The sequence below is a fragment of the Blattabacterium cuenoti genome (assembly GCF_014251735.1).
GTDB lineage: Bacteria > Bacteroidota > Bacteroidia > Flavobacteriales > Blattabacteriaceae > Blattabacterium > Blattabacterium cuenoti_C.
Genome location: NZ_CP059197.1, coordinates 590603 through 613441, shown reverse-complemented (window position 1 = coordinate 613441; position 22839 = coordinate 590603). Strand labels below are relative to the sequence as shown.

At 27.2% G+C, this 22839-nt stretch carries 18 protein-coding genes and 1 tRNA gene; 8 read left to right on the top strand and 11 right to left on the bottom strand.

Annotation, left to right across the window (positions count from 1 at the left end; all coding sequences use genetic code 11):
- Positions 1–22 precede the first annotated feature (22 nt).
- Positions 23–96 (bottom strand) — tRNA-Met (locus tag H0H60_RS02985).
- Between the two features lie 99 nt (positions 97–195).
- Here H0H60_RS02985 and pdxH point away from each other — a divergent pair.
- A complete protein-coding gene (gene pdxH, locus H0H60_RS02980; protein WP_185862670.1) occupies positions 196–852 on the top strand; it encodes a pyridoxamine 5'-phosphate oxidase in 657 nt (218 codons plus the stop codon).
- A 66-nt stretch (positions 853–918) separates the two neighbouring features.
- Here pdxH and H0H60_RS02975 read toward each other — a convergent pair whose 3' ends face one another.
- Positions 919–1185: an HU family DNA-binding protein gene (locus tag H0H60_RS02975; protein ID WP_185849768.1), complete on the bottom strand. Its 267-nt coding sequence runs from the start codon at positions 1183–1185 to the stop codon at positions 919–921.
- A gap of 109 nt (positions 1186–1294) precedes the next feature.
- Positions 1295–2254 carry a methionyl-tRNA formyltransferase gene (fmt, locus tag H0H60_RS02970; RefSeq protein ID WP_185862669.1) on the bottom strand — a complete coding sequence of 320 codons (960 nt, stop codon included), beginning with the start codon at positions 2252–2254 and terminating at the stop codon, positions 1295–1297.
- Between the two features lie 186 nt (positions 2255–2440).
- Between fmt and H0H60_RS02965 the strand changes: the two genes are divergently transcribed.
- The 3 genes from H0H60_RS02965 (at position 2441) to H0H60_RS02955 (ending at position 6604) form a co-directional block, all read left to right on the top strand.
- Positions 2441–2674, top strand: a complete 234-nt coding sequence (locus H0H60_RS02965) for a DUF2795 domain-containing protein (protein ID WP_012821710.1) — start codon at positions 2441–2443, stop codon at positions 2672–2674.
- A 38-nt stretch (positions 2675–2712) separates the two neighbouring features.
- Entirely contained in the window at positions 2713–5991 is a 3279-nt protein-coding gene (gene secA, locus H0H60_RS02960; RefSeq protein WP_185862668.1) for a preprotein translocase subunit SecA, read from the top strand.
- Between the two features lie 82 nt (positions 5992–6073).
- Positions 6074–6604, top strand: coding sequence for a SanA/YdcF family protein (locus H0H60_RS02955; protein ID WP_238784895.1), 531 nt, complete (start codon positions 6074–6076; stop codon positions 6602–6604).
- Here H0H60_RS02955 and menD read toward each other — a convergent pair.
- The 6 genes from menD to prfB all read right to left on the bottom strand — a co-directional run bounded on the left by menD (position 6587) and on the right by prfB (position 13160).
- A complete protein-coding gene (menD, locus tag H0H60_RS02950; RefSeq protein ID WP_185862667.1) occupies positions 6587–8284 on the bottom strand; it encodes a 2-succinyl-5-enolpyruvyl-6-hydroxy-3-cyclohexene-1-carboxylic-acid synthase in 1698 nt (565 codons plus the stop codon). The genes H0H60_RS02955 and menD overlap by 18 nt on opposite strands.
- A 5-nt stretch (positions 8285–8289) precedes the next feature.
- The gene (fabG, locus tag H0H60_RS02945; RefSeq protein ID WP_185862666.1) at positions 8290–9024 is read right to left on the bottom strand and encodes a 3-oxoacyl-[acyl-carrier-protein] reductase; all 735 of its coding nucleotides are present in this window, start codon (positions 9022–9024) and stop codon (positions 8290–8292) included.
- Positions 9021–9716, bottom strand: a complete 696-nt coding sequence (gene cmk, locus H0H60_RS02940) for a (d)CMP kinase (protein WP_185862665.1) — start codon at positions 9714–9716, stop codon at positions 9021–9023. The genes fabG and cmk overlap by 4 nt, the downstream gene beginning before the upstream one ends.
- Complete coding sequence (gene speB / locus H0H60_RS02935; protein WP_185862664.1) at positions 9713–10582, bottom strand: agmatinase; 870 nt, start codon at positions 10580–10582, stop codon at positions 9713–9715. Before speB ends, cmk begins: the two co-directional genes overlap by 4 nt.
- Before the next feature lie 19 nt (positions 10583–10601).
- Positions 10602–11993, bottom strand: a complete 1392-nt coding sequence (locus H0H60_RS02930; protein WP_185862663.1) for a type III PLP-dependent enzyme domain-containing protein — start codon at positions 11991–11993, stop codon at positions 10602–10604.
- A gap of 72 nt (positions 11994–12065) precedes the next feature.
- On the bottom strand, positions 12066–13160 hold the full coding sequence (gene prfB, locus H0H60_RS02925) for a peptide chain release factor 2 (RefSeq protein ID WP_185849760.1): 1095 nt from the start codon (positions 13158–13160) through the stop codon (positions 12066–12068).
- Positions 13161–13330: 170 nt separating this feature from the next.
- On the opposite strand from prfB, the gene clpB reads away from it, so the two are divergent.
- Positions 13331–15952 (top strand): ATP-dependent chaperone ClpB, encoded by a 2622-nt coding sequence (gene clpB / locus H0H60_RS02920; protein WP_185862662.1) that lies wholly within the window; start codon positions 13331–13333, stop codon positions 15950–15952.
- Positions 15942–16859, top strand: coding sequence for a GTPase Era (era, locus tag H0H60_RS02915; RefSeq protein WP_185862661.1), 918 nt, complete (start codon positions 15942–15944; stop codon positions 16857–16859). Before clpB ends, era begins: the two co-directional genes overlap by 11 nt.
- A gap of 2 nt (positions 16860–16861) precedes the next feature.
- On the opposite strand, the gene tyrS is transcribed toward era, so the two are convergent.
- On the bottom strand, positions 16862–18145 hold the full coding sequence (gene tyrS / locus H0H60_RS02910) for a tyrosine--tRNA ligase (protein ID WP_185862660.1): 1284 nt from the start codon (positions 18143–18145) through the stop codon (positions 16862–16864).
- Between the two features lie 416 nt (positions 18146–18561).
- Positions 18562–20112, bottom strand: a complete 1551-nt coding sequence (locus H0H60_RS02905; RefSeq protein ID WP_185862659.1) for a hypothetical protein — start codon at positions 20110–20112, stop codon at positions 18562–18564.
- Positions 20113–20256: 144 nt separating this feature from the next.
- Between H0H60_RS02905 and H0H60_RS02900 the strand changes: the two genes are divergently transcribed.
- Both H0H60_RS02900 and leuC read left to right on the top strand, forming a co-directional pair.
- On the top strand, positions 20257–21456 hold the full coding sequence (locus H0H60_RS02900) for a 2-isopropylmalate synthase (protein WP_185862988.1): 1200 nt from the start codon (positions 20257–20259) through the stop codon (positions 21454–21456).
- Positions 21457–21458: 2 nt separating this feature from the next.
- Positions 21459–22838, top strand: a complete 1380-nt coding sequence (gene leuC, locus H0H60_RS02895; protein WP_185862658.1) for a 3-isopropylmalate dehydratase large subunit — start codon at positions 21459–21461, stop codon at positions 22836–22838.
- The last annotated feature ends 1 nt before the right edge of the window (position 22839 follow it).

The following is a 22839-nucleotide window of genomic DNA, read 5'->3' as shown; positions in this document are numbered from 1 at the left end:
TTACACATAATACAGATAATAATAGCGTGAGGGGGAATTGAACCCCCGACCTCTGGGTTATGAATCCAACGCTCTAACCAACTGAGCTATCACGCCTCATATAATAATGAAACAGGTAATAGAGAACTTTTGTGTAATAAAGTTAATATATTTTTATTTGATAGATAATAAGTCAACATTTTTACATAAAATATTATGATTTCTGATTTAAGTAATTGTAGAAAAATTTATCAAAAAAATTCTTTGATAGAAACTGATGCGCCCTTAGATCCTTTCAGATTATTTCATAAATGGTTTCAAGAAGAAAAAAATATTCATAATAAAGCAAATGAAGAACATAATGCGATGTCTATCTCAACTATAGGAAAAGATGGGGTTCCTGAAACAAGGATTGTTTTGCTTAAAATGTATTCTGAAGAGGGTTTTATTTTTTACACAAATTATCGGAGTTTTAAAGGTCGATCCATTCAAAATAAACCAAAAGCATGTATATCTTTCTATTGGCCAAATACAGAAAGGCAAATTATTATTAAGGGAGATGTAATGAAATTATCAAAAAATCAATCAGATGAATATTTTTCTAGAAGACCCATGGAAAACCAAGTGGGATGTTGGGCCTCTAAACAAAGTACCGTTATTCCATCTAAACAACATTTATTGATTCAATATCAAAAGTGGAGTTTATTCTTTAAAAAAAATATAATAAAGCGTCCTTTTGATTGGGGAGGCTATATCGTAAAACCCTATAAAATGGAATTTTGGCAAGGACAACAGAATAGACTTCATGATAGATTGGTTTATAGTTTAACTAAAAAAACTAATAAATGGAATTTGTATAGATTATCTCCATGAAAAGATTAAGAAAAAAATAGAAGATAAAAGCACTATGCTACTTTATCTTCTATTGAAAAAATAAAATTACAAATTTGTCAATTCTGCACCTATTTTGAACTTAGCTACCTTTTTTCCTGGAATATGAATTTTTTTCCCTGTTCTAGGATTTATCCCATTTCTGGGATTTCTTTCTACAACAGAAAATGTTCCAAATCCAACTAAGGTAACTTTATCTCCTTTTTTTAGGGATTCAATAACCGTTTCAATAAATGCATCCGTAACGTTTTTTGCTTTTATTTTCGTAATACCTGTTTTTTCAGATATTGAATTTACCAATTCTGTTTTGTTCATGTATAATTAATTTAATTTGAATTAACTATAAAACATTTATTTATTCGATAACAAATATAAAAGATTTATCATGGATAAAATGGCTGACGCAGTAAAAAAAAATACTTTTTTATCGAACAAAAAGGTTTTTTCTTATTTTTATTCCGTTAATTAAATTTTTTATATTCATTTTTTTTTTCCCTTCTATTTGTCCTTCAATAACAGATATAAATCCTTCTTTTACCGAAATTTTCATTTCGCAGGAAGAAATAATTACTGATCCAATTGGAAAATTATGTGTTTTACGTATTTTCTTGACCAAGAAAATCTTGAATCTTACAAATCTATTTTCCTTAAAAAATAAGGTAGTCCATGCTGATGGATAAGGACTCAATCCTCTTATCTTATTATAAATATCATCTATAGATGATACTTTCCAATGAATTTTACAATTTATAGAAGATATTTTTGGAGCATATTTTAATGATGAAGAACTTATGATTTTTTGCGGAATAGGTTTAATTGTTTTTTGCAAAATTCCTTCTAATGTTTTTCTAACTATAGATCCACTAATCTTTTTTAATTTATTTTCAAGTTCTCCAGCTGTTTCATCTCCTTTTACCTCTATTTCTTTTTGTAAAAGAATATTTCCAGAATCTACTTGATTAGAAATAAAAAAAGTAGTTAATCCAGTTTTCTTTTCTCCATTAATAATTGCCCAATTTATAGGAGCGGGTCCTTTATATTGAGGAAGAAGTGAGGCGTGTAAATTAAAAGTTCCCATTTTTGGATGAGACCAAATTTCTCTAGGTAAAAGACGAAAAGAAACAACAATTTGTATATCCGCTTTCCACATCGTGAAATTTCTTAAGAAAGAAGAATCCAAAAGATTTTTTGGTTGTAAAAGAGGAATATGATTTTCTAAAGCGTATTCTTTGACAGGAAAAGAATTTTTTTTTCTTTTAGAAAATGGAGGATCAGGAGCCGTTATTATTCCTACGATATTATATTTTCGAGTATATAATTCTTTCAAAGAGAAAAAAGAAAAAGGAGTTGAACCTATAAATACAATTCTAGGAAACTTTTTCATCTTAACATATGTTTAAAATAATATCAAATTATTTGTAATTTAAATACACTAATTTTATCTTGTATATGAGAAATTTTATTGATTTTTGAAAATCAAACAAATATCATTTTTTCAAAAAATTTTAGGGATTTTTTTGATGATTATTATTAAATATAATTCAGTATAAATAAAATATCAATAAAATATATGTATTGGACTTTAGAATTAGCTTCTCATTTAGAAGATGCTCCTTGGCCGGCAACAAAAGAGGAATTAATCGATTTCGCTATTCGTACTGGTGCTCCATTAGAAGTGGTGGAAAATCTTCAGCAATTAGAAAATGGAGAAGGAGAAGTTTTTGAATCTATAGAAGATATATGGGCAGATTATCCACGTGATGACGAAGATTTTTATTGGAATAGAGATGAATATGAACTTTAATAATATGACTTCGATTTATATTTTAATCATTGTATTTAATGAGTTTTTTTAAAAAAATATTAAAAAGTTTATTAGGAAATAAAAATGATAGAGATCTTCAAGAAATGAAAAAATTAATCATTCATATAAAAGAAGAAGAGAAAAAAATATCGTTTTTATCAGATGATGAATTAAGGAATCGTACTCAAGAATTTCAAATAATCATAAAAGAATCTACAAAAGAATTTTATGAAAAGGAAAAATTTTTTCTAAAAAAAATAAAGGAAAAATCTTATTCTATAAGCACTTTAGAGGAAATTTACTTGAGAATAGAAAAACTGCAAAGAGAATGTTATAAAACTGAACAAAAAGTTTTAATGAATCTTTTACCGAAAGCTTTTGCAGTTATTAAGGAAACTGCCAAACGTTTTAAAGAAAAAAAGCAACTTATAGTCAAGTCGACTCTTTTTGACGAAGAATTGTCTAAAAAAAAATCTTATGTTTTATTGCAAAATAATAGGGCGATTTGGAAGAATGAATGGGATGCATATGGAAAATCTATCATATGGGATATGGTTCATTATGATGTTCAATTAATGGGAGGAATAGTTTTACATCAAGGAAAAATAGCGGAAATGGCAACTGGAGAAGGAAAAACATTTGTGGCTACTTTATCTGCTTATTTAAATGCTCTATCTGGAAGGGGTGTTCACATTGTTACAGTAAACAATTATTTATCTAAAAGAGATGCAAATTGGATGGCTCCTTTAATGGAATTTCATGGATTAAGAGTCGACTGTATTGATAATTATCCATCTGGATATATGCGTAAAAAAGCTTATCAAGCGGATATCACTTATGGAACAAACAATGAATTTGGTTTTGATTATTTACGTGATAATATGGCCTGTTCTAAAGAAGAATTAGTTCAAAGGAATTTGAATTATGCTATTATAGATGAAATTGATTCTGTTTTAATAGATGAAGCGCGTACTCCTTTAGTAATATCAGGACCAGTTCATCCTCATAAAGATAATAAAGAGGAATTTAAATTATTAAAAGATAAAGTAGAAAACATTGTTAATCAACAAAATATAGAAGTTACAAAATTTTTTCAAGAATCTAAAAATTTGATTAAATCTGGAGAAAAAAAATTAGGTGGATTTAAACTTCTTCAGGCTTACCGTGGTTTGCCAAAGAAAAGATCCTTGATTAAATTCTTAAGTGAAGATAAAATACGTTTGCTTTTACAAAAAACAGAAAGTCAATATTTACAAGATAATGGGAGAGAAATGCATCAAGTAGATAAAGATCTTTATTTTGTTATTGATGAAAAAAATAATACTGTAGAATTAACAGACAAAGGAATTGAATTCTTATCTAAAAATGTAGAAGATGTAGGTTTTTTTATTTTACCTGACATTAATGTGGAAATTACTGAATTAGAGAATAAAAATTACTCAAAAGAAAAAGAAACAAAAGAAAAAGAAAAACTTTTAAAAAATTTTACTGTAAAATTACAACGTATACATACTGTTAATCAACTTCTTAAAGCTTATACTTTATTTGAAATAGATATAGATTATGTAGTTATGGATGGAAAAGTGAAAATAGTTGATGAACAAACTGGTCGTATTATGGAAGGAAGACGTTATTCAGATGGTCTTCATCAAGCTATTGAAGCTAAAGAAAAAGTGAAAATAGAATCTTCTAGTCAAACCTTTGCTACCATCACTTTACAAAATTATTTTAGAATGTATAAAAAAATTTCTGGAATGACTGGAACTGCAGAAACAGAAGCTGGAGAATTTTGGCATATTTATAAATTAGATGTAGTAGTCATTCCTACACATAAGACTATGCAAAGACGGGATTTACAAGATCTAGTTTTCAAAACACAACGTGAAAAGTATAACGCTATTATAGAAAAAATTATTCATTTATCTAAATATGAAAAACGTCCTGTTCTTGTTGGAACAACTTCTGTTGAAGTTTCTGAATTTCTTAGCAGAGCTTTGAAATTTAGAAAAATTGTACATAATGTTTTAAATGCTAAATTACATGATAAAGAAGCGGAGATTATAGAAAAAGCTGGCCTACCTGGATCCGTAACTATAGCAACCAATATGGCGGGTAGAGGAACGGATATAAAGCTATCCAAAGAAGTCATAAAATATGGAGGTTTAGCTGTTTTAGGTACGGAAAGACATGATTCTAGAAGGGTAGATAATCAATTAAGAGGACGTTCTGGACGTCAAGGAGATCCAGGAAGTTCTCAGTTTTATGTATCGTTAGAAGATAATTTAATTCGTTTGTTCCTTGATTCAGAAAGACTTTCTAAATTAATGGATCGTTTTGGACACAAAGAAGGAGATATCATTCAACATCCTTTATTAACAAAATCTATAGAAAGAGCACAAAAAAAAATAGAAGATAATAACTTTAGTATACGTAAACGTTTGCTAGATTATGATGATGTAATTAATAAACAACGAGAATTTATTTATAAAAAACGTATAAATGCTTTATGTGGAGAAGAGTTAAGTTTAGATATTTCCAATATGATCTATGTTTTATTAGATAATATGATATTGGTAAACAAATCTTTGAATGATTTTAAAAATTTGGAATATGAATTCATCCAAATTTTTGGACTAGAGTTTCCTATAAAAGAGAGTGATTTTTTTTCTTATAAAGAACGTGATTGTATCAATTATCTTCATGATCTTATTATAAATTTTTATGAGAAAAAAAAAGAAAGAATGATCTTTAAAGAAATTATTCCTGTTATATCTAATATAATAGGAAAGGGAGAAGCTGATTATCAAATTCAAGTTATGTTTACGGATGGCATTAATAATATTATTTCTGCATCTAACTTAAAAGAAATTTATGATAGTCGTGGATTATCGTTATTATCTATATTTGAAAAAAAAACTATATTGTGTTTTTTAGATGAGAAATGGAAAGAACATTTACGAGAAATGGATAGTTTGCGATATTCAGTGCAAAATGCCGTTTTTGAACAAAAAGATCCTCTGATTGTTTATAAGCAGAATGCTTTTAATTTATTTCAAGAAAGAGTTTATGAAATTAATAAACAGGTAATTTCTTTTTTGTTAAAGTCTACTATAATGACAAGTGATATTTTATGTATTCCAAATCATCATAGAATGATAGATCCTTTTTTAAAGGTAAAAAATGGGAAAAAATTAGGAAGAAATAATAGAATTAATATCCGTCATCTAATTACAGGAGAAACTAAAAACATAAAATTTAAACAAGTGGATTTTTTTTTAGAAAAGGGAGAATGGGTCATAGAAGACGATCTTTTTTAGAATACGATTGTGTTAACTAAAAATAAAACGTATATTCTTTATTATAATTTTTATCATAGTTATTTGTTATCTTGGAATTAGTTTGTGGTCTATAAGAAAAAGCTATGATAATATTGAAAAAATTCCATATAATACATTTGGAGTGGTTTTAGGGACTTCTAAGTATTTACACGGGGGGGGATTGAACGCTTATTTCAAATATAGGATGGACGCCGCTTGTTTTCTGTTTTATCATAAAAAAATCCGTTATATTATCGTGAGTGGAGATAATAGAGAAAAGAATTATAATGAACCAAAAATGATGAAAAAGGAATTAATAAGTAAGGGGATACCTGCTTATTTTATATATGAAGATTTTTCTGGAATCAGCACGATACATTCTGTATTAAGAGTATACAAAGTTTTTAATCAAAAAAAGTTTACTATAATTTCTCAAAGATTTCATAATGAAAGAGCCATATTCATTGGAAATTGTTTAGGTTTAGATGTTATAGGTTTTAACGCAAAAAGTCTCTCTTTTGACTGTAAAACACAATTTCGAGAACTTTTAGCTAGAATAAAAGCTATATGGGATATTTTTTTATCTTTAAAAAAATCAAGAAAGATAGGATAAATATTTTTTCAATATTTTTGCATTATTAGATTTTTGAGTGTCTATTTCTAATAAACAAGGAACATCCGATTTATTCCAAAAAATATCTAAACTCTTTTTCAAAGAGAATTTATTTGATACTCTTTCATATTTCCAATTATGCATTTCACAAATTTTTTCTGCAGTAAAAAAATGTTTTGTTTCAAAAAAATTTAATATTTTTTCAGGTATTTCATATTCTGAAATAGATCTAAAAATATTTCCCCCACCATTGTTAATAAGTATAAGGCGAAAATTATTTGGAGTATAATTATTCCATAATGCATTACTATCATAAAAAAAACTTATGTCTCCAATAATTAAAGTTACCTTTTTCTTGCTACTGACAGCATAACCTATAGCAGTAGAAACACTTCCTTCTATCCCAGAAGTACCTCTATTACAATAAGAATTTATTGAATATTTTTTATTATCATCAAAAAGTTGATAATATCTTATTATAGTACTATTTCCTAATTGTAAAACGGAATGATTAGGAATAGATTTAAATACACAAAATAAAACTTTTAGATCTGAAAAACTTTTCTCCTTTTTAAAAAAAGAGTCATTTTTTTTTCTTCTATATTTTCTCAATTTTTCCCATTTATATCGATAATCCGATGATTCTAAATTTTTTAAACTGGATAAATGGAATATTTTGAAAAAAATTTCTGGTTTTATAGGCCAATAGGTAGTTAATCGATAATAGGTATCTGGATAATTTTTGCTATTATTTTCTCCTATGTGCCAATGATACTTGGGAGGATTCTGTCTTAAAAAGAACTTGATCTTTTTGGATATAATATTTCCACCAATAGTTAATAAAATGTGAGGTCTTAACTTTATCCATTCTGGATATTTCATACTGAAAAGCAGTTGATCTATACAGGAAAAAAAAATTTTTCCGTATACATGAGATGTTGTTTCCGTAAAAATAACTATGGAAGGGTCTATACTTAATTTATTTAAAATTTTTTCTAATTTTTTTCCTGTATTATATAAACCTAATAAAATCATTTTTTTTTTAGATTTTTTCCATATATGTTTTTCTTTTCGATAATATTTAGGTTTTTCAATACAATTTTTTACAGGAAAAGTATTGATTATTTTAGGTTTTACGTGTAAAAGATTAGTGGTTTCATAAAGAGGTTCTGAAAAAGGGATATTAATATGTATAGGTTTTTTTTTTTCAATACATTTATTAATAGATTCATTGATTAATCTGTCGTTATACCATAATCCTAATTGGGTTTCATCTTCTGTTAATTGAATAGATGATTCTACATGGTTTTGAAAAATATTTTCTTGATGAATAGTTTGTCCTTCTAGAGTATTTATAATTTCTTTAGGACGATCTGCTGTAATAAAAATAAGTGGAATATTTTGATAAAAAGCTTCTGTAACTGAAGGATAATAGTTAACTACAGCAGATCCAGAAGTACAACTAAGAACTACAGGCTTATTTATTTTTTGAGCGATTCCTAAAGCAAAAAAACCAGCACAGCGTTCATCTACAATACTATAAGTTTTAAAGTATCTATGTTGTGTAAAGTGGATAATTATTGGAGCATTTCTAGAACCTGGAGAGATTATGATATGAGATATGGATTTAGCTTTCAGGATTTCTCCTAAACTTTGTACAATTTTTTTATTTGAATACATTTAAATTAAATTAATCCACCGTTAACATTTAAAACAGATCCAGTTATGTAATTAGATAAATCCGATGCTAGAAATAGAGTACAATTAGCTACATCTTGAGGGATCCCCGGTCTTTTTAATGGAATGTTCTTTATCCAATTTTCTTTTTTTTTGGGAGAAAAATAAGAATTCATTTTTGTAGAAATATATCCAGGAGCGATGGCATTACAACGTATATTTTTTTTTCCTAATTCCTTAGCTATAGATTTAGTAAATCCAATAATTCCAGCTTTAGATGCTGCATAATTTGCTTGTCCATGGTTCCCTGTTATTCCGATCACGGAACTCATATTAATGATGCTTCCATTTTTTTGTTTAATCATAGGAAACATAACAAATTTAGTCATATGAAAAACAGAATAAATATTTGTACGAATAACTGTATCCCAATTTTTTTCAGACATTCTAAATAAAAAATTATCTTTTATAATTCCAGCATTATTGACTAATATATCTATACATCCGTATTTTTCTATAACTGTTTGAACAAATGTTTGAGAAGAATTTAAATCTTTTAGGTCTATTTCGTAAGCTTCTACAGAATTTCCTAATTCTTTAACTAATTTTTTAGCGTATGTTTTTGATGAAAAGTATGTAAAAATAACATAGGCTCCATGTTTTACAAATGTTTTTACTATAGATTGTCCTATATCTCCTGAACCACCTGTAACTATGGCTATTTTTCTATTTAGAAGTTTCATATTTTATTTTTTTTTTTATCTATTAATTGAAGTATAAGATCTAACTGGTTTTCAATATTAAGAAATGTATTATCTATTTCTACAGAATCTATAGGTTTTTGAAGTGGAGAAATTTTACGAGAAATATCCATCATATCTCTATGGAAAATATTTCTTCGTATTTCTTCATAAGAAACTTTTTTTCCTTTTTTTTGAAAATCTTGATATCTTCTATAAGCACGAACGTCTATAGATCCTTTCATAAAAATTTTTAATTCTGAATGAGGAAAAATTCTATGTCCTATATCTCTACCCTCCATAATAACTCCTTTTCGATTTCCAAATTTTTTTTGTATCACTGCTAACTTTTCCCGAACTTCTGGTATTCTGGCTATTAAGCTTACTTTATCTGTAACCTCTATAGACTTAATTTCGGATTGAACATTTTCTTGATTTAAAAAAATTTCTGTCTGATTCAATTTTTTGTTCCATTTAAATTGGAAATTTAAATGATTCAAAATAGGTATAAAATTTTTGACATTCCATAAGTCACTGTTGAAAATTTTTTTTCTAATAGCTAATAAAGTTATACTCCTGAACATAGCTCCAGTATCTATATGGGAATATGCTAACTTTTTAGAAAGTGCTTGAGCTAAAGTACTTTTTCCAGAAGAAGAATATCCATCTATAGTTATGATTATTTTTTGATTCATGATTGATAAGTTATTAATTCATATTTATATGACAATAGTTTATAATAAAGTTTAACAACTAAAAAATCTGTAGAAGATTCTTGTTCATTTGGCAAAAATTCCACGATATCAAAACCTATAATTTTTTTCTTTTGAAAAACCATTTTCAAAAATTTTAAAGTGGTGTACCAAGATAAACCTCCTGGTTCCGGAGTTCCTGTAGAAGGTGCTATGCTTGGATCAAAAACATCTATATCTATGCTTAAAAATACGTTTTCAGATAGTCTTTGAATAGCTTTTTTCATCCATAAATCATTTTGATAGATTTCATGAAAATAAAAGATATTCCCATTTTGTATGTACGATTTTTCTGAAATATCCATACTCCGAATTCCTATCTGGATTACAGGGTATTTTTGAGACGCCTCATGCATTGAACATGCATGGTTATAAGGATCTCCATTATAAATAGGACGTAAGTCTGCATGTGCATCCATATGGAGAATACTCATATTCATATATTTTTCTCCAAAAGCTCTGATGCTTCCTATGGAAATGGAATGTTCTCCACCAATGAAAGTAACAAATTTTTCTTTTAAAAGATATTTTTTAGTAATATTGTAGACTTTTTTTACCATTTTTCTGGAAGAAATTGAAGAATTCACAACAGATGGAACAATAAAAATTCCTCTTTTGTATACTTCGGAATTAGTTTCGATATCATATAATTCCATATGTTCTGATGCGGATAAAAAAGCTTTAGGTCCTTTTTTAGATCCTTTTTTCCATGTTCCTGTATAATCATATGGAACGGGAATAAGCACTATTTGAGATTTTTCAAGAGTAGCATACTTTAGAGGAATTTTTGCGAATGTTTTTTTTTTCATAATATTTTTTTTAATCACTTTAATAACCTAATATTTTCAATATTTCTTCAGGACTCTGAGAATGACGAAATATTTTATATACCAATTTTTTTTGATCATCATGATCAATTAAAATATGAATAGGTTGTGGAATTAAACAGTGATGGACTCCTCCATATCCACTGATGGTATCTTGATAGGCTCCAGTATTAAAAAAACCAATATAAAGTGGAGTTTTTTCACGAAAACGAGGAAGATATATTGCATTCATATGCTGTTCAGAATTATAATAATCGTCACTATCACACGTTAAACCTCCTAAGAAAACTCTTTCATAAGAATCATTCCAACGGTTTATGGCCATCATAATAAATCTCCGACTAATAGCCCAAGTATCAGGAATAGTAGTCATAAAAGAACTATCTATCATATTCCATTTTTCTCTATCATTTTGTCTTTTTTGATTAAGTATTCTATAGATAATTCCTCCACTTTCTCCAACTGTATAAGCTCCAAATTCTGTGTATATGTGAGGTTCGGAAATATTTTCTTCTTGGCAAAATTTTTTTATTTGATAAACAATTTCATTAGTCATGTATTCATAATCATACTTGAAAGACATAGAGGTTTTAATAGGAAAACCTCCTCCTATATTTAAAATATCTAATTCTGGAGAAATTTTTTTTAATTTAGCGTAAATATGTAAACATTTGAAAAGTTCATTCCAGTAATAAGCCGTATCTTTAATTCCCGTATTTATAAAAAAGTGGAGCATTTTGAGTTCCACTTTTGGATTGTTTTTTATTTTATTCAAATAAAAAACAATAATATCTTTATATCCTATTCCTAAACGTGAAGTGTAAAATTCAAATTTTGGTTCTTCCTCAGAAGCTATGCGTATTCCTAATTTAAATGGATAATGGATAAAAAAACTTAATTTTTCCAATTCATCGGAATTATCTAATATAGGAATAGTATTATAAAAACCATTATTAATCAAATATGATATATTTTCTATGTAATTATGGGTTTTAAACCCATTGCAAATAACTTCAATATCTTTATTCGTTTTTCCTTTTTGATAAAGATTTTTCACAATTTCTATATCATAAGCATATGAAGTTTCAATGCTAATATTATTTTTTAAGGCTTCTTCTAATACAAAAGAAAAATGAGAACTTTTTGTGCAATAACAATAAGTATACTTATTATTATATTTATTAGAATGGATGGCCTTTTCAAACCATTTTTTAGCTTTTTGTATGTTTTGAGATATTTTTGGTAAAAAAGTAAATTTCAATGGAGTTCCATATTTTTGAATAATATCCATTAGTGGAATTCCATGAAATTCTAGAAGATTATTCTTGAGAGAAAATTCCTCGGTAGGAAAATCAAAAGTTTGATCGATAAGATCTGCATAGCGAATTTTCATTAAAGAAAAATTAATTTTATGGTTAGATAAAAGTAAGGTTTAGTTTAAAAATTTTTAATTTTTTCATTATTTTTACTTTTCTTCTATTTTTTTATTGTATACCAAAAATTTTTTCAAGAAAATATCTATTTCTCCATCCATTACAGAATGGATTTGTGTCGTTTCATAACCTGTTCGTAAGTCTTTTACCAATTTATAAGGATGCATTATATAATTTCGAATCTGAGATCCCCATTCAATTTTTTTTTTACTGGATTCTATTTTATTTTTTTTTTCATTTTTTTTTGAAATTTCTATTTCAAACAATCTAGATTTTAATAGATGCAAGGCTTTTTGTCTATTTTGCATTTGCGAACGGGTTTCTGTATTTTCAATAATAATTCCCGTAGGATGATGACGTAATCTGACCCCAGTTTCCACTTTATTTACATTTTGTCCTCCAGATCCACTAGAACGAAATGTTTCCCATTGAATATCAGATATATTTATGTTTATATCGATATCTTTATCTACTAAAGGATATACATAAACCGAAGAAAAAGAAGTATGACGTTTTGAATTATTGTCAAATGGAGATAAACGTATTAATCGATGAACTCCATTTTCTCCTTTTAAATATCCAAAAGCATATAATCCATCTAATTCTAGAGTAACCGATTTTATTCCTGTAATATCTCCAGGAATATGATGAATGTTTTTTACAGAAAATTTATTTTTTTCAGCCCACATAATATACATTCTCATTAACATAGAAGTCCAATCACAACTTTCAGTTCCTCCTGCTCCAGAGGATATTTGTAATACAGCGTTTAAAATATCTTCTTCTTCCGAAAGAAGATTTTTAAATTCTATATTTGACAGTAGGTTTTTCGTTTTATTTAATTGAATTTGAAGCTCTTTTTCTATATTTTCTTCTTTAGATAAAGAGAAAAGTATTTCTAATTCTTCTAAAGCGTTTTTTAATTCAAAAAAATCTTTTATGCATGTCTTCATAGCATGCAAACGTTTTGTAAAATTTTTAGCTTTTTTACAATTTTTCCAAAAATTTGGATTTAAAATTTTTATTTCTTCTTTATTAATAGAATCTTTGATTTGATCTATGTTTAGAACTTCCTGAAGTTTATTAATTCTTTCTGAAATAGATTGAATGTCTTCCTTTTTTATCATAATACGAAAATAAATTTTTTCGTAAAAAAAATAATTACATCTAAGTTATAACACTGTTTTTCTATATTAATTCTTGAATTTTTTGTAAATTCTGGTTAGAAAAGAAAAACTAAATCTAATCATCCAGAAATATATGGAACTAATTGTCTATTAATAATTCCACTTTTATTATGAATTTCAATAATAAATTTACTATAAAAACTCAAGAAGTAATACAAGAAGCACAACGTATTGCTTTAAAAAACAATCAACCTTCAATTGAAAATGCACATATTTTAAAATCTCTTTTAGAAAAAGAGGAAAATGTCATTCCTTTTATTCTAAAAAAATTAAATGTGAACCATCAAGCAATTATGATCGGTTTGGATCGAATTATATATTCTTATCCTAGAGTAGTAAGTGGAACAGTGACTCAACAACATTTAAGCAATTCAGTTACACAAATGTTCAATATAGCAGAAAATTATGCTCAAACATTAAAAGATGAATTTATTTCTATTGAACATATTTTTTATGGAATCTTTATGACTTCGGATGCAACTTCTCAAGTTTTGAAAAATCAAGGAATTACAGAATTTAAAATAAAAAATTTGATTGAAAATATTAGAAAAAAAAGCGGAAATGTTATTTCTCAAACAGCAGAGAATACTTATAATGCTTTAGATAAATATGCAAAAAATCTTAATGATTGGGCATATAAAGGAAAATTAGATCCTGTTATTGGACGTGATGAAGAAATTCGTCGAGTTTTGCAAATATTGTCCAGAAGAACGAAAAATAATCCTATTTTAATTGGAGAACCAGGGGTTGGAAAAACCGCTATAGCTGAAGGATTAGCTCATCGGATTATTAATGGAGATATTCCGGATAATTTAAAAGATAAAAAAGTTTTTTCATTGGATATGGCTTCACTTATTGCAGGAGCTAAATATAAAGGAGAATTTGAAGAACGTCTAAAAGCTGTTGTAAAAGAAGTGACTTCTTCAGATGGAGAAATTATTTTATTTATTGATGAAATACATACTTTGGTAGGTGCAGGAGGAGGAGAAGGAGCTATGGATGCGGCAAATATTCTAAAACCTGCATTGGCGAGAGGTGAACTTCGTGCTATAGGAGCAACTACTTTAAATGAATACCAAAAATATTTTAGAATAGATAAAGCTTTAGAAAGAAGATTTCAGCAAGTATATGTAGATGAACCTTCAGTCACTGATGCCATATCCATATTGCGTGGAATTAAAGAAAAATATGAAAGTCATCATAAAGTGAGAATTAAAGATGAGTCTATTATCGCTGCAGTGGAATTATCTCAGCGTTATATTAATGAACGTTTTTTACCGGATAAAGCTATTGATCTTATTGATGAAGCTGCTTCGAAACTTAGAATGGAGATTAATTCTAAACCAGAAGAATTGGATGTATTGCATAGAAAAATTATGCAAATGGAAATACAGATAGAAGCTATCAAAAGAGAAAAAGACGAAAAACAATTGGTTCTTTTGAAAAAAGAATTAGCAAAATTGAATGAAGAAAGAATGCAATTACAAGTTCAATGGCAAAAGGAAAAAGATTTGGTTGAAGGAATCCAAAAGGCTAAGGAAAAAATAGAAAATTTCAAATTTGAAGCAGAACAAGCAGAAAGATCCGGAGACTATGGAAAGGTTGCGGAATTAAGATATGGAAAAATTAAGGAAGAAGAAAATAAAGTCAAATCGTTTGAAATAGAATTAAAAAAGCAGGAAGATAATGGAAAAAAAATGATACAAGAAGAAGTTTCTAAAGAAGATATCGCTCAGGTTGTATCTAAGTGGACAGGAATTCCTGTTACTAAAATGTTGCAAAGCGAAAGGGACAAATTACTTTTTTTAGAAAAAGAGTTACATAAAAGGATTATAGGTCAAAATGATGCCATTCAATCTGTTGCAAATGCAATAAGACGTTCTAGAGCAGGACTTCAAGATGAAAAAAAACCCATAGGTTCTTTTCTTTTTATGGGAAGTACAGGAGTTGGAAAAACGGAATTAGCCAAAACATTAGCTGAATATCTGTTTGATAACGAAAATAACATGGTACGTATAGATATGAGTGAATATATGGAACGTCATTCTGTAAGCAGACTTATTGGAGCACCTCCTGGATATATTGGATATGAAGAAAGTGGACAATTAACAGAAGCTATACGTCGCCGTCCTTATAGCGTTATTCTCTTAGATGAAATAGAAAAAGCTCATTCAGATATATTTAATATACTTTTACAAGTATTAGATGATGGAAGATTAACAGATAATAAAGGTCGTACTGTTAATTTTACCAATACTATTATTATCATGACTTCCAATATAGGTGCAGATATTATTCATGAAAATTTAGAACCGGAAATGTCTATCAATAGAATGGAAACAACAAAAAAGGCTTTGATAGACTTGTTAAAAAATATAGTGAGACCAGAATTTATTAATAGAATTGATGAAATTATTTTATTTAAACCTATTTCTAGAAAAGAGATTAGAGATATTGTTAAATTACAAATGAAAAAATTAGCTGATTTATTATCTCATAAAAATATTCGTATAGAAGCGACCAATGAAGCCATAGATTATTTATCCGAAAAAGGTTATGACCCACATTTTGGAGCAAGGCCATTAAAAAGGGTCATTCAACACGATATTCTTAACAATCTTTCTAAAGAAATATTGAAAGGAAAAATACATGATAACAATAAGATATTAGTGGATTTTTTTAGAGAACAAGGAATTGTATTTAGACAATCTGATCCTGTTAATGTGCAATGAACAATTAATACATAAGTCTGGTTTTGTGAATATTATAGGATTTCCTAATGTCGGAAAATCTACATTAATGAATTCTCTTGTAGGAGAGGATATTTCTATCATCACACCTAAACCACAAACAACTCGTCATAGAATACTAGGAATAGTGGATAAATATAATGCTCAAATTATTTTTTCTGATACTCCTGGTTTTATGATAAGAACAGCATTTTTTATGCAAAAAATTATGATGAAATATATAGAAAGATCTTTAGAAGATGCGGATATTATTTTATTTACAACAGAAATAGGAAAATTTTTTATTTCCGATAAATATTTTTCTATTTTTAATTCTCTTAAAAATATTAATAAAAATAAACATTTTCTTATCTTAATCAATAAAATCGATAAAATTGGAGTAGAATATGATGAAAAAATATTATATGAGACAATCAATTATTGGCATAGAATTTTTCCTCATTCAGAAATATTACCAATATCTGCATTGAAAAACATAAATCAAGATTTACTAATGGATAAAATTATAGGTTTATTATCGGAGCATCCTCCTTATTATCCTAATGGGTTATTGAGTAACAGATCAGAACGATTTTTTGTGAATGAAATAATCAGAGAAAAAATATTTTTTCTTTATAAAAAAGAAATTCCTTATTCTGTAGAAATTTTCACAGAAAAATTCAAGAAAAATGAGATTTGTATACATATATTTTCTTCTATATATGTAGAAAGGAATTCTCAAAAAGGGATTATAATTGGAAAAAAAGGAACTTATATAAATAAGTTAGGAGCTTTATCTATAAAAGGAATAGAAAAATTTTTTAAGAAAAAGGTATGGCTAAAATTAGATGTAAAAGTATGCAAAAATTGGCGTTCAGATTACAAATTATTAAAAAAATTTGGATATTAAATTTATTCAATTTTAATAATAAAAAAGTTTTTTTTTCCAAATTGAAATAAAATATATTTTTTTCCTATTAAGTTTTCTCTATGAAGAAGAATGTTTTTTTTGATGAGTTTTTTGTTGATATAAATGGAATTTAAATTCAAAGCACGATTGGCTTCACTTTTAGAAGTAAACAAACTGCTTTTTTTCAAGATGTCTAATAAAAAAATTCCTTTTTCAAATTCTTTATAAGAAAGTTTCATATGTGGAATATTCTCATATATAGAGAACAATGTTTTTTCATCTAGAGAAAGTAATAGCTCGTTGATATATTTTTTTCCAAATAAAACATACGATATTTTAACTACTTCTTCATAAGCATCTTTTCCATGAACCCATTTAGTTATTTCTTCCGCTACTTTTTTTTGTAAAAATCTTTTTTCAGGATTTTCTCTATGTGTTAAAATCAAAGATTCTATTTTCTCTCTTGAAAAAAAAGTATAAATCTTAATAAATTTTTCAATTTCTTTATCTGAAACATTCATCCAAAATTGATAAAATTTGTATGGAGTAGTACGTTTTCTATCTAACCATATATTTTCTCCTTTTTCACTTTTTCCAAACTTTATTCCATCAGCTTTTGTAACTAAAGGAAATGTTATTCCATATGCTTTTTTTCCTGTTTTTTTTCTAATAAGTTCTATTCCAGTAGTTATATTTCCCCATTGATCGGATCCACCTATTTGCAGTAGACAGTTTTTTTCTTGGTTCAAATAAAGAAAATCATACCCTTGTATAAGAGAATAAGAAAATTCTGTAAAAGACATTCCGTTATTCTTATTGTTATAAATCCTATTTTTTACAGAATCTTTAGACATCATGTAATTTATAGTAAAGTGTTTTCCTACATTGCGTATAAAATCTAAAAGGGAAATTTTTTTTATCCAATTAAAATTGTTTAATAATTCTACCTTTTCTGAATAAAAATCTAGTAATCTCGATAGTTGTTTTTTTATAGATTCTGTATTTTTTTGTAAAATTTCTATACTTAAAAAAATCCTTTGATCTTTTTTTTCGGATGGATCTCCTATAAAACCTGTAGCTCCTCCAATTAATACTATGGATTTATGTCCCCGTTTTTGAAAATGTATCAATATAATAATAGGAAGTAAGCTACCTAAATGTAAAGAATCCGATGTAGGATCAAAACCTATATATATAGTAGTACGCTTTTTTAATTGTTTTTCTACACCAGGAACTTTATTTTGTATTAATCCCCTCCAGGAGAGTTCATCAATAATGTTTTGCATGTGAAAAATATAACAATAAAATATTATTTTATTTATGTTTTGTCCAGTTTGATGAATTTTTGCATAATGATAAAAAAAATTATACTTTATAATTGTTTAACTGTTTTTTTTGCTTGCATTCATATAGTTAGCAATTTAATCTTTTTTGAAAAAGATTTTTTTTTGTTAAAAATATATATTTTTTTATTACCTGTCAGTAGTTTTTTTTTCTATTTTTCGTTGTTTACAATAACTAAAAAAGCCAATATCGCTGTATCTATTTATATAGGTGTAATTATAAAGTTGTTTTTAAGTATTTATGTATTTTTTTATTTTATCCTGGAATATTTGAATCTATTTAAGAATCTTTTGGATTTCGTTTTTTCATATTTTATGATTCTTTTTTTTAGAACTTTTTTCTTAATGAAGAAAATGAACTAGCAATGGTTTTTTATAAATTTTTCTTTTATAATCATCTCCACAGATTTATTTTCTATTTTAGAAGTTAACCAAGAAATAATATCTAGATACAAGAAAGTCCTTTTTTCATAAGGATGATCAGAATATTTCAGTAGTTTTTCTCTCAATTTTTTGAATTGTCCTTTGATTTGATGTGGATATACATTGCCTAAATTTTTAAAAAAATGGATAATTTTTTTTTGTACAATGTACCAATCATCCATTTGAATAAAAAATTTATATGCTGATTGAATCTTTTTATCCATATTTTCATCTAATCCACTTTCGTAACAAGCGATTAGATGTAAAAGTCTGGCAAAACATTGTAAATCTTGTCGTATATTTTTTTCTTGATTTTCCATAATTTTTAATAAATATAAAATAGTATTTTGATTATCTCCACTTCCAAAATATAAACAAGCAATTTTATAATAAAGGACCATGATATAATGAGAATCCAAACGATTAGAAATTTTCTTAAAATCTTTTAATAATGGAGGAATGACTTTTTTTACTCCTTCTGAAAAAGTCCCTTCCATATAATGCTTATTGATACGATTAGTATATTTATACATGAAAATTAATATTCTAGTATTTCCATTTAAAATTATTTTCTCATTTTGAACTTCATTTTCAAACTGTTCTAAAACTTTAGTGAATTTAGAATAGTGATTTAAATAAAATAAAGTATCTAACAAATAATGATATCCTTTCAGATAGCTTACAGGAGCTATTTTTTTTGCTTGTGCATGATTTTGAAATAATTCTACCCATTTACAAGATGATCTATAACACATGATAAAATCTTGTCTAATATAATGATACCAAACTTGAGCTTGATATAAAAATAATTTTTCATAAAAACTAAGTTTTTCGATATCAAATTTTGGAAGATTAGTACGAAAGTAGGTTTCTATAAATATTTTATCTTTTTCATTTCTTACGTATCCAACTTTTAAGTACAATCCGTATAATTCCAAGGAAAGACTGGATAGAGCATCATGACATTGAACTCGTTCAATTAATTCTTTAGATTCTACAGATAATTCTCCAGATCTAGAATAAATACTTCTAGTTATGTGTTGAGATTCTATCATTTTTTCAAATTCCACTAATTCTAAAAGAATGGTATTGGATTCATAACATCTAGCAATGATTTTTGCTTTTCCTAAAAATTTTAAACTTTGTATATACAACCCTTTGTGGTATAATATTTTAGCAAAATCTAAATATTCACGTATTTGTAGATCGTAGTTTTCTTCAGTATGTTGTAATCGGAGACTAATTAAAATTTGCTTATATAAATGGGCTTTCATATTGGATAATTGCGTTTTGCTTATATGGGTGTATTCCAAAATTTTTTTTTCATTATAAAAATGTATTTTGCTCATAATCTCAAATAGTTTTATAAACTTTGCATTTTTATTTCGTTTTATCCGACCTGCATAAAGTTTGAAATTTATTTTTTCTGATTTTGATAAAGATTGAATTAATAGAAAAAGATGATCTAATTTATTATGATTTGACATTGTAATTGTATTTTTTTATTTGATTTGATTGACAATAAAATATAAAATAGTTTCAGTAATTAGATATTGTAAATATGTCAATTATTTGATATGATTTTCTTTTTGGAAAAAATAGTTTTGGAATTATCAAATAATCCAATGAGTATGGAAAAGAAAAGAATACAAATTTTTGACACAACACTGCGTGATGGAGAACAAGTTCCAGGATGCAAATTAAATACTAAAGAAAAAGTAAAAATAGCTAAACAATTAGAAGCTTTGGGAGTGGATGTTATTGAAGCTGGATTTCCAACTTCTAGTCCAGGAGATTATAAATCTGTACAAGATATTTGTAAATCTATTTCAGAACCCATTATTTGTGCATTGTCTAGAGCCGTAGAAAAAGATATAGAAATAGCTGGACATGCTTTAAAAAATGCGAAAAGGGCTAGAATACATACTGGAATCGGAACTTCTGATTGTCATATTCGTTATAAATTTAATAGTACTCCAGAAAAAATTATAGAAAGAGCAAAACTTTCGGTACAATATGCAAAAAGATTTGTAGAAGATGTGGAATTTTATGCAGAAGATGCAGGACGTACAAATAATGAATTTTTAGCAAAAATTTGTGAAACGGTGATAAAATATGGTGCTACGGTAATTAATATTCCAGATACTACAGGTTATTGTTTACCGGAAGAATATGGAAGAAAAATTCGTTTTTTGAAAGAAAACGTTAAAGGAATTCATAAAATTATATTATCTACTCATTGTCACAATGATCTAGGATTAGCGACAGCTAATTCTTTAGCTGGAATTATGAATGGGGCTCAACAAGTAGAATGTACCGTTAATGGAATTGGGGAAAGAGCTGGAAATACATCATTAGAAGAAATAGTAATGATCATTAGACAAAATTCTCATTTGAATTTATTTACAAATATAAGAACAAAGCTTATTTCTGAAACAAGTTATTTAGTGTCGGAATGTACAGGAATGAAAATTCAGGCTAATAAAGCGATTGTAGGAGTCAATGCTTTTTCTCATTCATCAGGAATTCATCAAGATGGTGTAATAAAAAAGAGAGAGACTTATGAAATTATCAATCCAGAAGATGTTGGAATTGATCAATCTTCAATAATTTTAACAGCTAGGAGTGGTCGGGCAGCTTTAGCTTATCGTTATAAAAAATTGGGATATTTTTTAAATAAAAATTCTTTGGATTTAGTTTATTCTATTTTTTTAAGTTATGCAGATAGAAAAAAAGAAATTGCAGATAAAGAGTTAAAAATTATTTTAGAAAAAGCAAATATTAAGAAAAAACGCATATTACATAATAGTGGAAGAATAAATGTTGTTTAGTCATGTCAAAATCATTGTTTGATAAAATTTGGGAAACACATACAGTAAAAAGATTTGAAAATGGAGTGGATGTTCTGTATATCGATAGACATTATATTCATGAAGTCACTAGTCCTCAAGCTTTTTTAGAAATAGAAAAAAGAGGGATTTCTGTTTTTAGACCAGAAAAAATTATAGCGACAGCGGATCATAATGTTCCTACAATTAATCAACATTTACCTATTTCAGATCCTCTTTCTAAAAAACAAATAGATTTATTAATCAAAAATTGTAAAAAATTTGGAATCACGTTATATGGATTAGGACATGAAAATCATGGAATTGTTCATGTTCTGGGTCCAGAATTAGGTTTAACATTGCCTGGAATGACCATTGTTTGTGGCGATAGTCATACTTCTACTCATGGAGCTTTTGGAAGTATTGCTTTTGGAATTGGAACTAGTCAAGTAGCCATGGTTATGGCTAGTCAATGTTTATTAGTATCTAAACCGAAACAGATAAGAATACAATTGAAAGGGAAATATTTAAAAAAAGGCGTTACTCCAAAAGATATTATTTTATACATGATCTCGAAGCTTGGTGTAGATGTAGGGACTGGGCATTTTATAGAATATACGGGGCCTATTATTAAAAATATGAGTATGGAAGGTCGAATGACTATTTGTAATATGAGTATTGAAATGGGAGCAAAAGGGGGGTTGATTGCTCCAGATGAAATAACTTTTGATTATCTTAAAAATCATACTTATCTAAAAAGAAAATATCATAAAAAACATCTAGAGTATTGGAGCACATTAAAAACAGATAATCATGCCGTTTTTGATAAAGAATATATCCTAGATGCTGAAGATATTGAACCTATGATTACCTATGGAACAAATCCTGGAATGGGGATGAAAATTTCTGATCGTATCCCGAAATCAACTGAATTGCAACAAAAAAAATCTTTGAATTATATGGGATTTCGGCCCGGAGAATCACTAATTGGGAAACCCATTAATTATATTTTTATAGGAAGTTGTACAAATTCTAGAATAGAAGATCTACGATTAGTGGCTTCTGTGGTCAAAGGAAAGAAAAAAGCTAGTCATGTAACTGTTATGGTAGTTCCTGGATCGCAAAGAGTTATTAAACAGGCTAAAAAAGAAGGATTAGATAAAATTTTTCAAAATGCTGGATTTGAATTTCGTCAACCAGGATGTTCTGCTTGTTTAGGAATGAATGAGGATAAAATTCCTTCTGGAGAGTATTGTGTTTCTACATCTAATAGAAATTTTGAAGGGAGACAAGGGCCAGGTGTTCGTACCCTATTAGTAAGTCCTTTAACTGCTTCTATCATAGCAATTGAAGGAAAAATTGTAGACATTAAAAAATATGTATGAT

Excerpts from the sequence above, each read along its gene's own strand:
- menD (WP_185862667.1), bottom strand. The coding sequence starts at position 8,284 with ATGTATTCAAATAAAAAAATTGTACAAAGTTTAGGAGAAATCCTGAAA.
- clpB (WP_185862662.1), top strand. The coding sequence starts at position 13,331 with ATGAATTTCAATAATAAATTTACTATAAAAACTCAAGAAGTAATACAA.
- prfB (WP_185849760.1), bottom strand. The coding sequence starts at position 13,160 with ATGATAAAAAAGGAAGACATTCAATCTATTTCAGAAAGAATTAATAAA.
- speB (WP_185862664.1), bottom strand. The coding sequence starts at position 10,582 with ATGAAAAAAAAAACATTCGCAAAAATTCCTCTAAAGTATGCTACTCTT.
- cmk (WP_185862665.1), bottom strand. The coding sequence starts at position 9,716 with ATGAATCAAAAAATAATCATAACTATAGATGGATATTCTTCTTCTGGA.
- era (WP_185862661.1), top strand. The coding sequence starts at position 15,942 with ATGTGCAATGAACAATTAATACATAAGTCTGGTTTTGTGAATATTATA.
- fmt (WP_185862669.1), bottom strand. The coding sequence starts at position 2,254 with ATGAAAAAGTTTCCTAGAATTGTATTTATAGGTTCAACTCCTTTTTCT.
- tyrS (WP_185862660.1), bottom strand. The coding sequence starts at position 18,145 with ATGCAAAACATTATTGATGAACTCTCCTGGAGGGGATTAATACAAAAT.
- H0H60_RS02900 (WP_185862988.1), top strand. The coding sequence starts at position 20,257 with ATGGAAAAGAAAAGAATACAAATTTTTGACACAACACTGCGTGATGGA.
- H0H60_RS02975 (WP_185849768.1), bottom strand. The coding sequence starts at position 1,185 with ATGAACAAAACAGAATTGGTAAATTCAATATCTGAAAAAACAGGTATT.
- H0H60_RS02965 (WP_012821710.1), top strand. The coding sequence starts at position 2,441 with ATGTATTGGACTTTAGAATTAGCTTCTCATTTAGAAGATGCTCCTTGG.
- pdxH (WP_185862670.1), top strand. The coding sequence starts at position 196 with ATGATTTCTGATTTAAGTAATTGTAGAAAAATTTATCAAAAAAATTCT.
- leuC (WP_185862658.1), top strand. The coding sequence starts at position 21,459 with ATGTCAAAATCATTGTTTGATAAAATTTGGGAAACACATACAGTAAAA.
- secA (WP_185862668.1), top strand. The coding sequence starts at position 2,713 with ATGAGTTTTTTTAAAAAAATATTAAAAAGTTTATTAGGAAATAAAAAT.
- H0H60_RS02905 (WP_185862659.1), bottom strand. The coding sequence starts at position 20,112 with ATGTCAAATCATAATAAATTAGATCATCTTTTTCTATTAATTCAATCT.
- fabG (WP_185862666.1), bottom strand. The coding sequence starts at position 9,024 with ATGAAACTTCTAAATAGAAAAATAGCCATAGTTACAGGTGGTTCAGGA.
- H0H60_RS02930 (WP_185862663.1), bottom strand. The coding sequence starts at position 11,993 with ATGAAAATTCGCTATGCAGATCTTATCGATCAAACTTTTGATTTTCCT.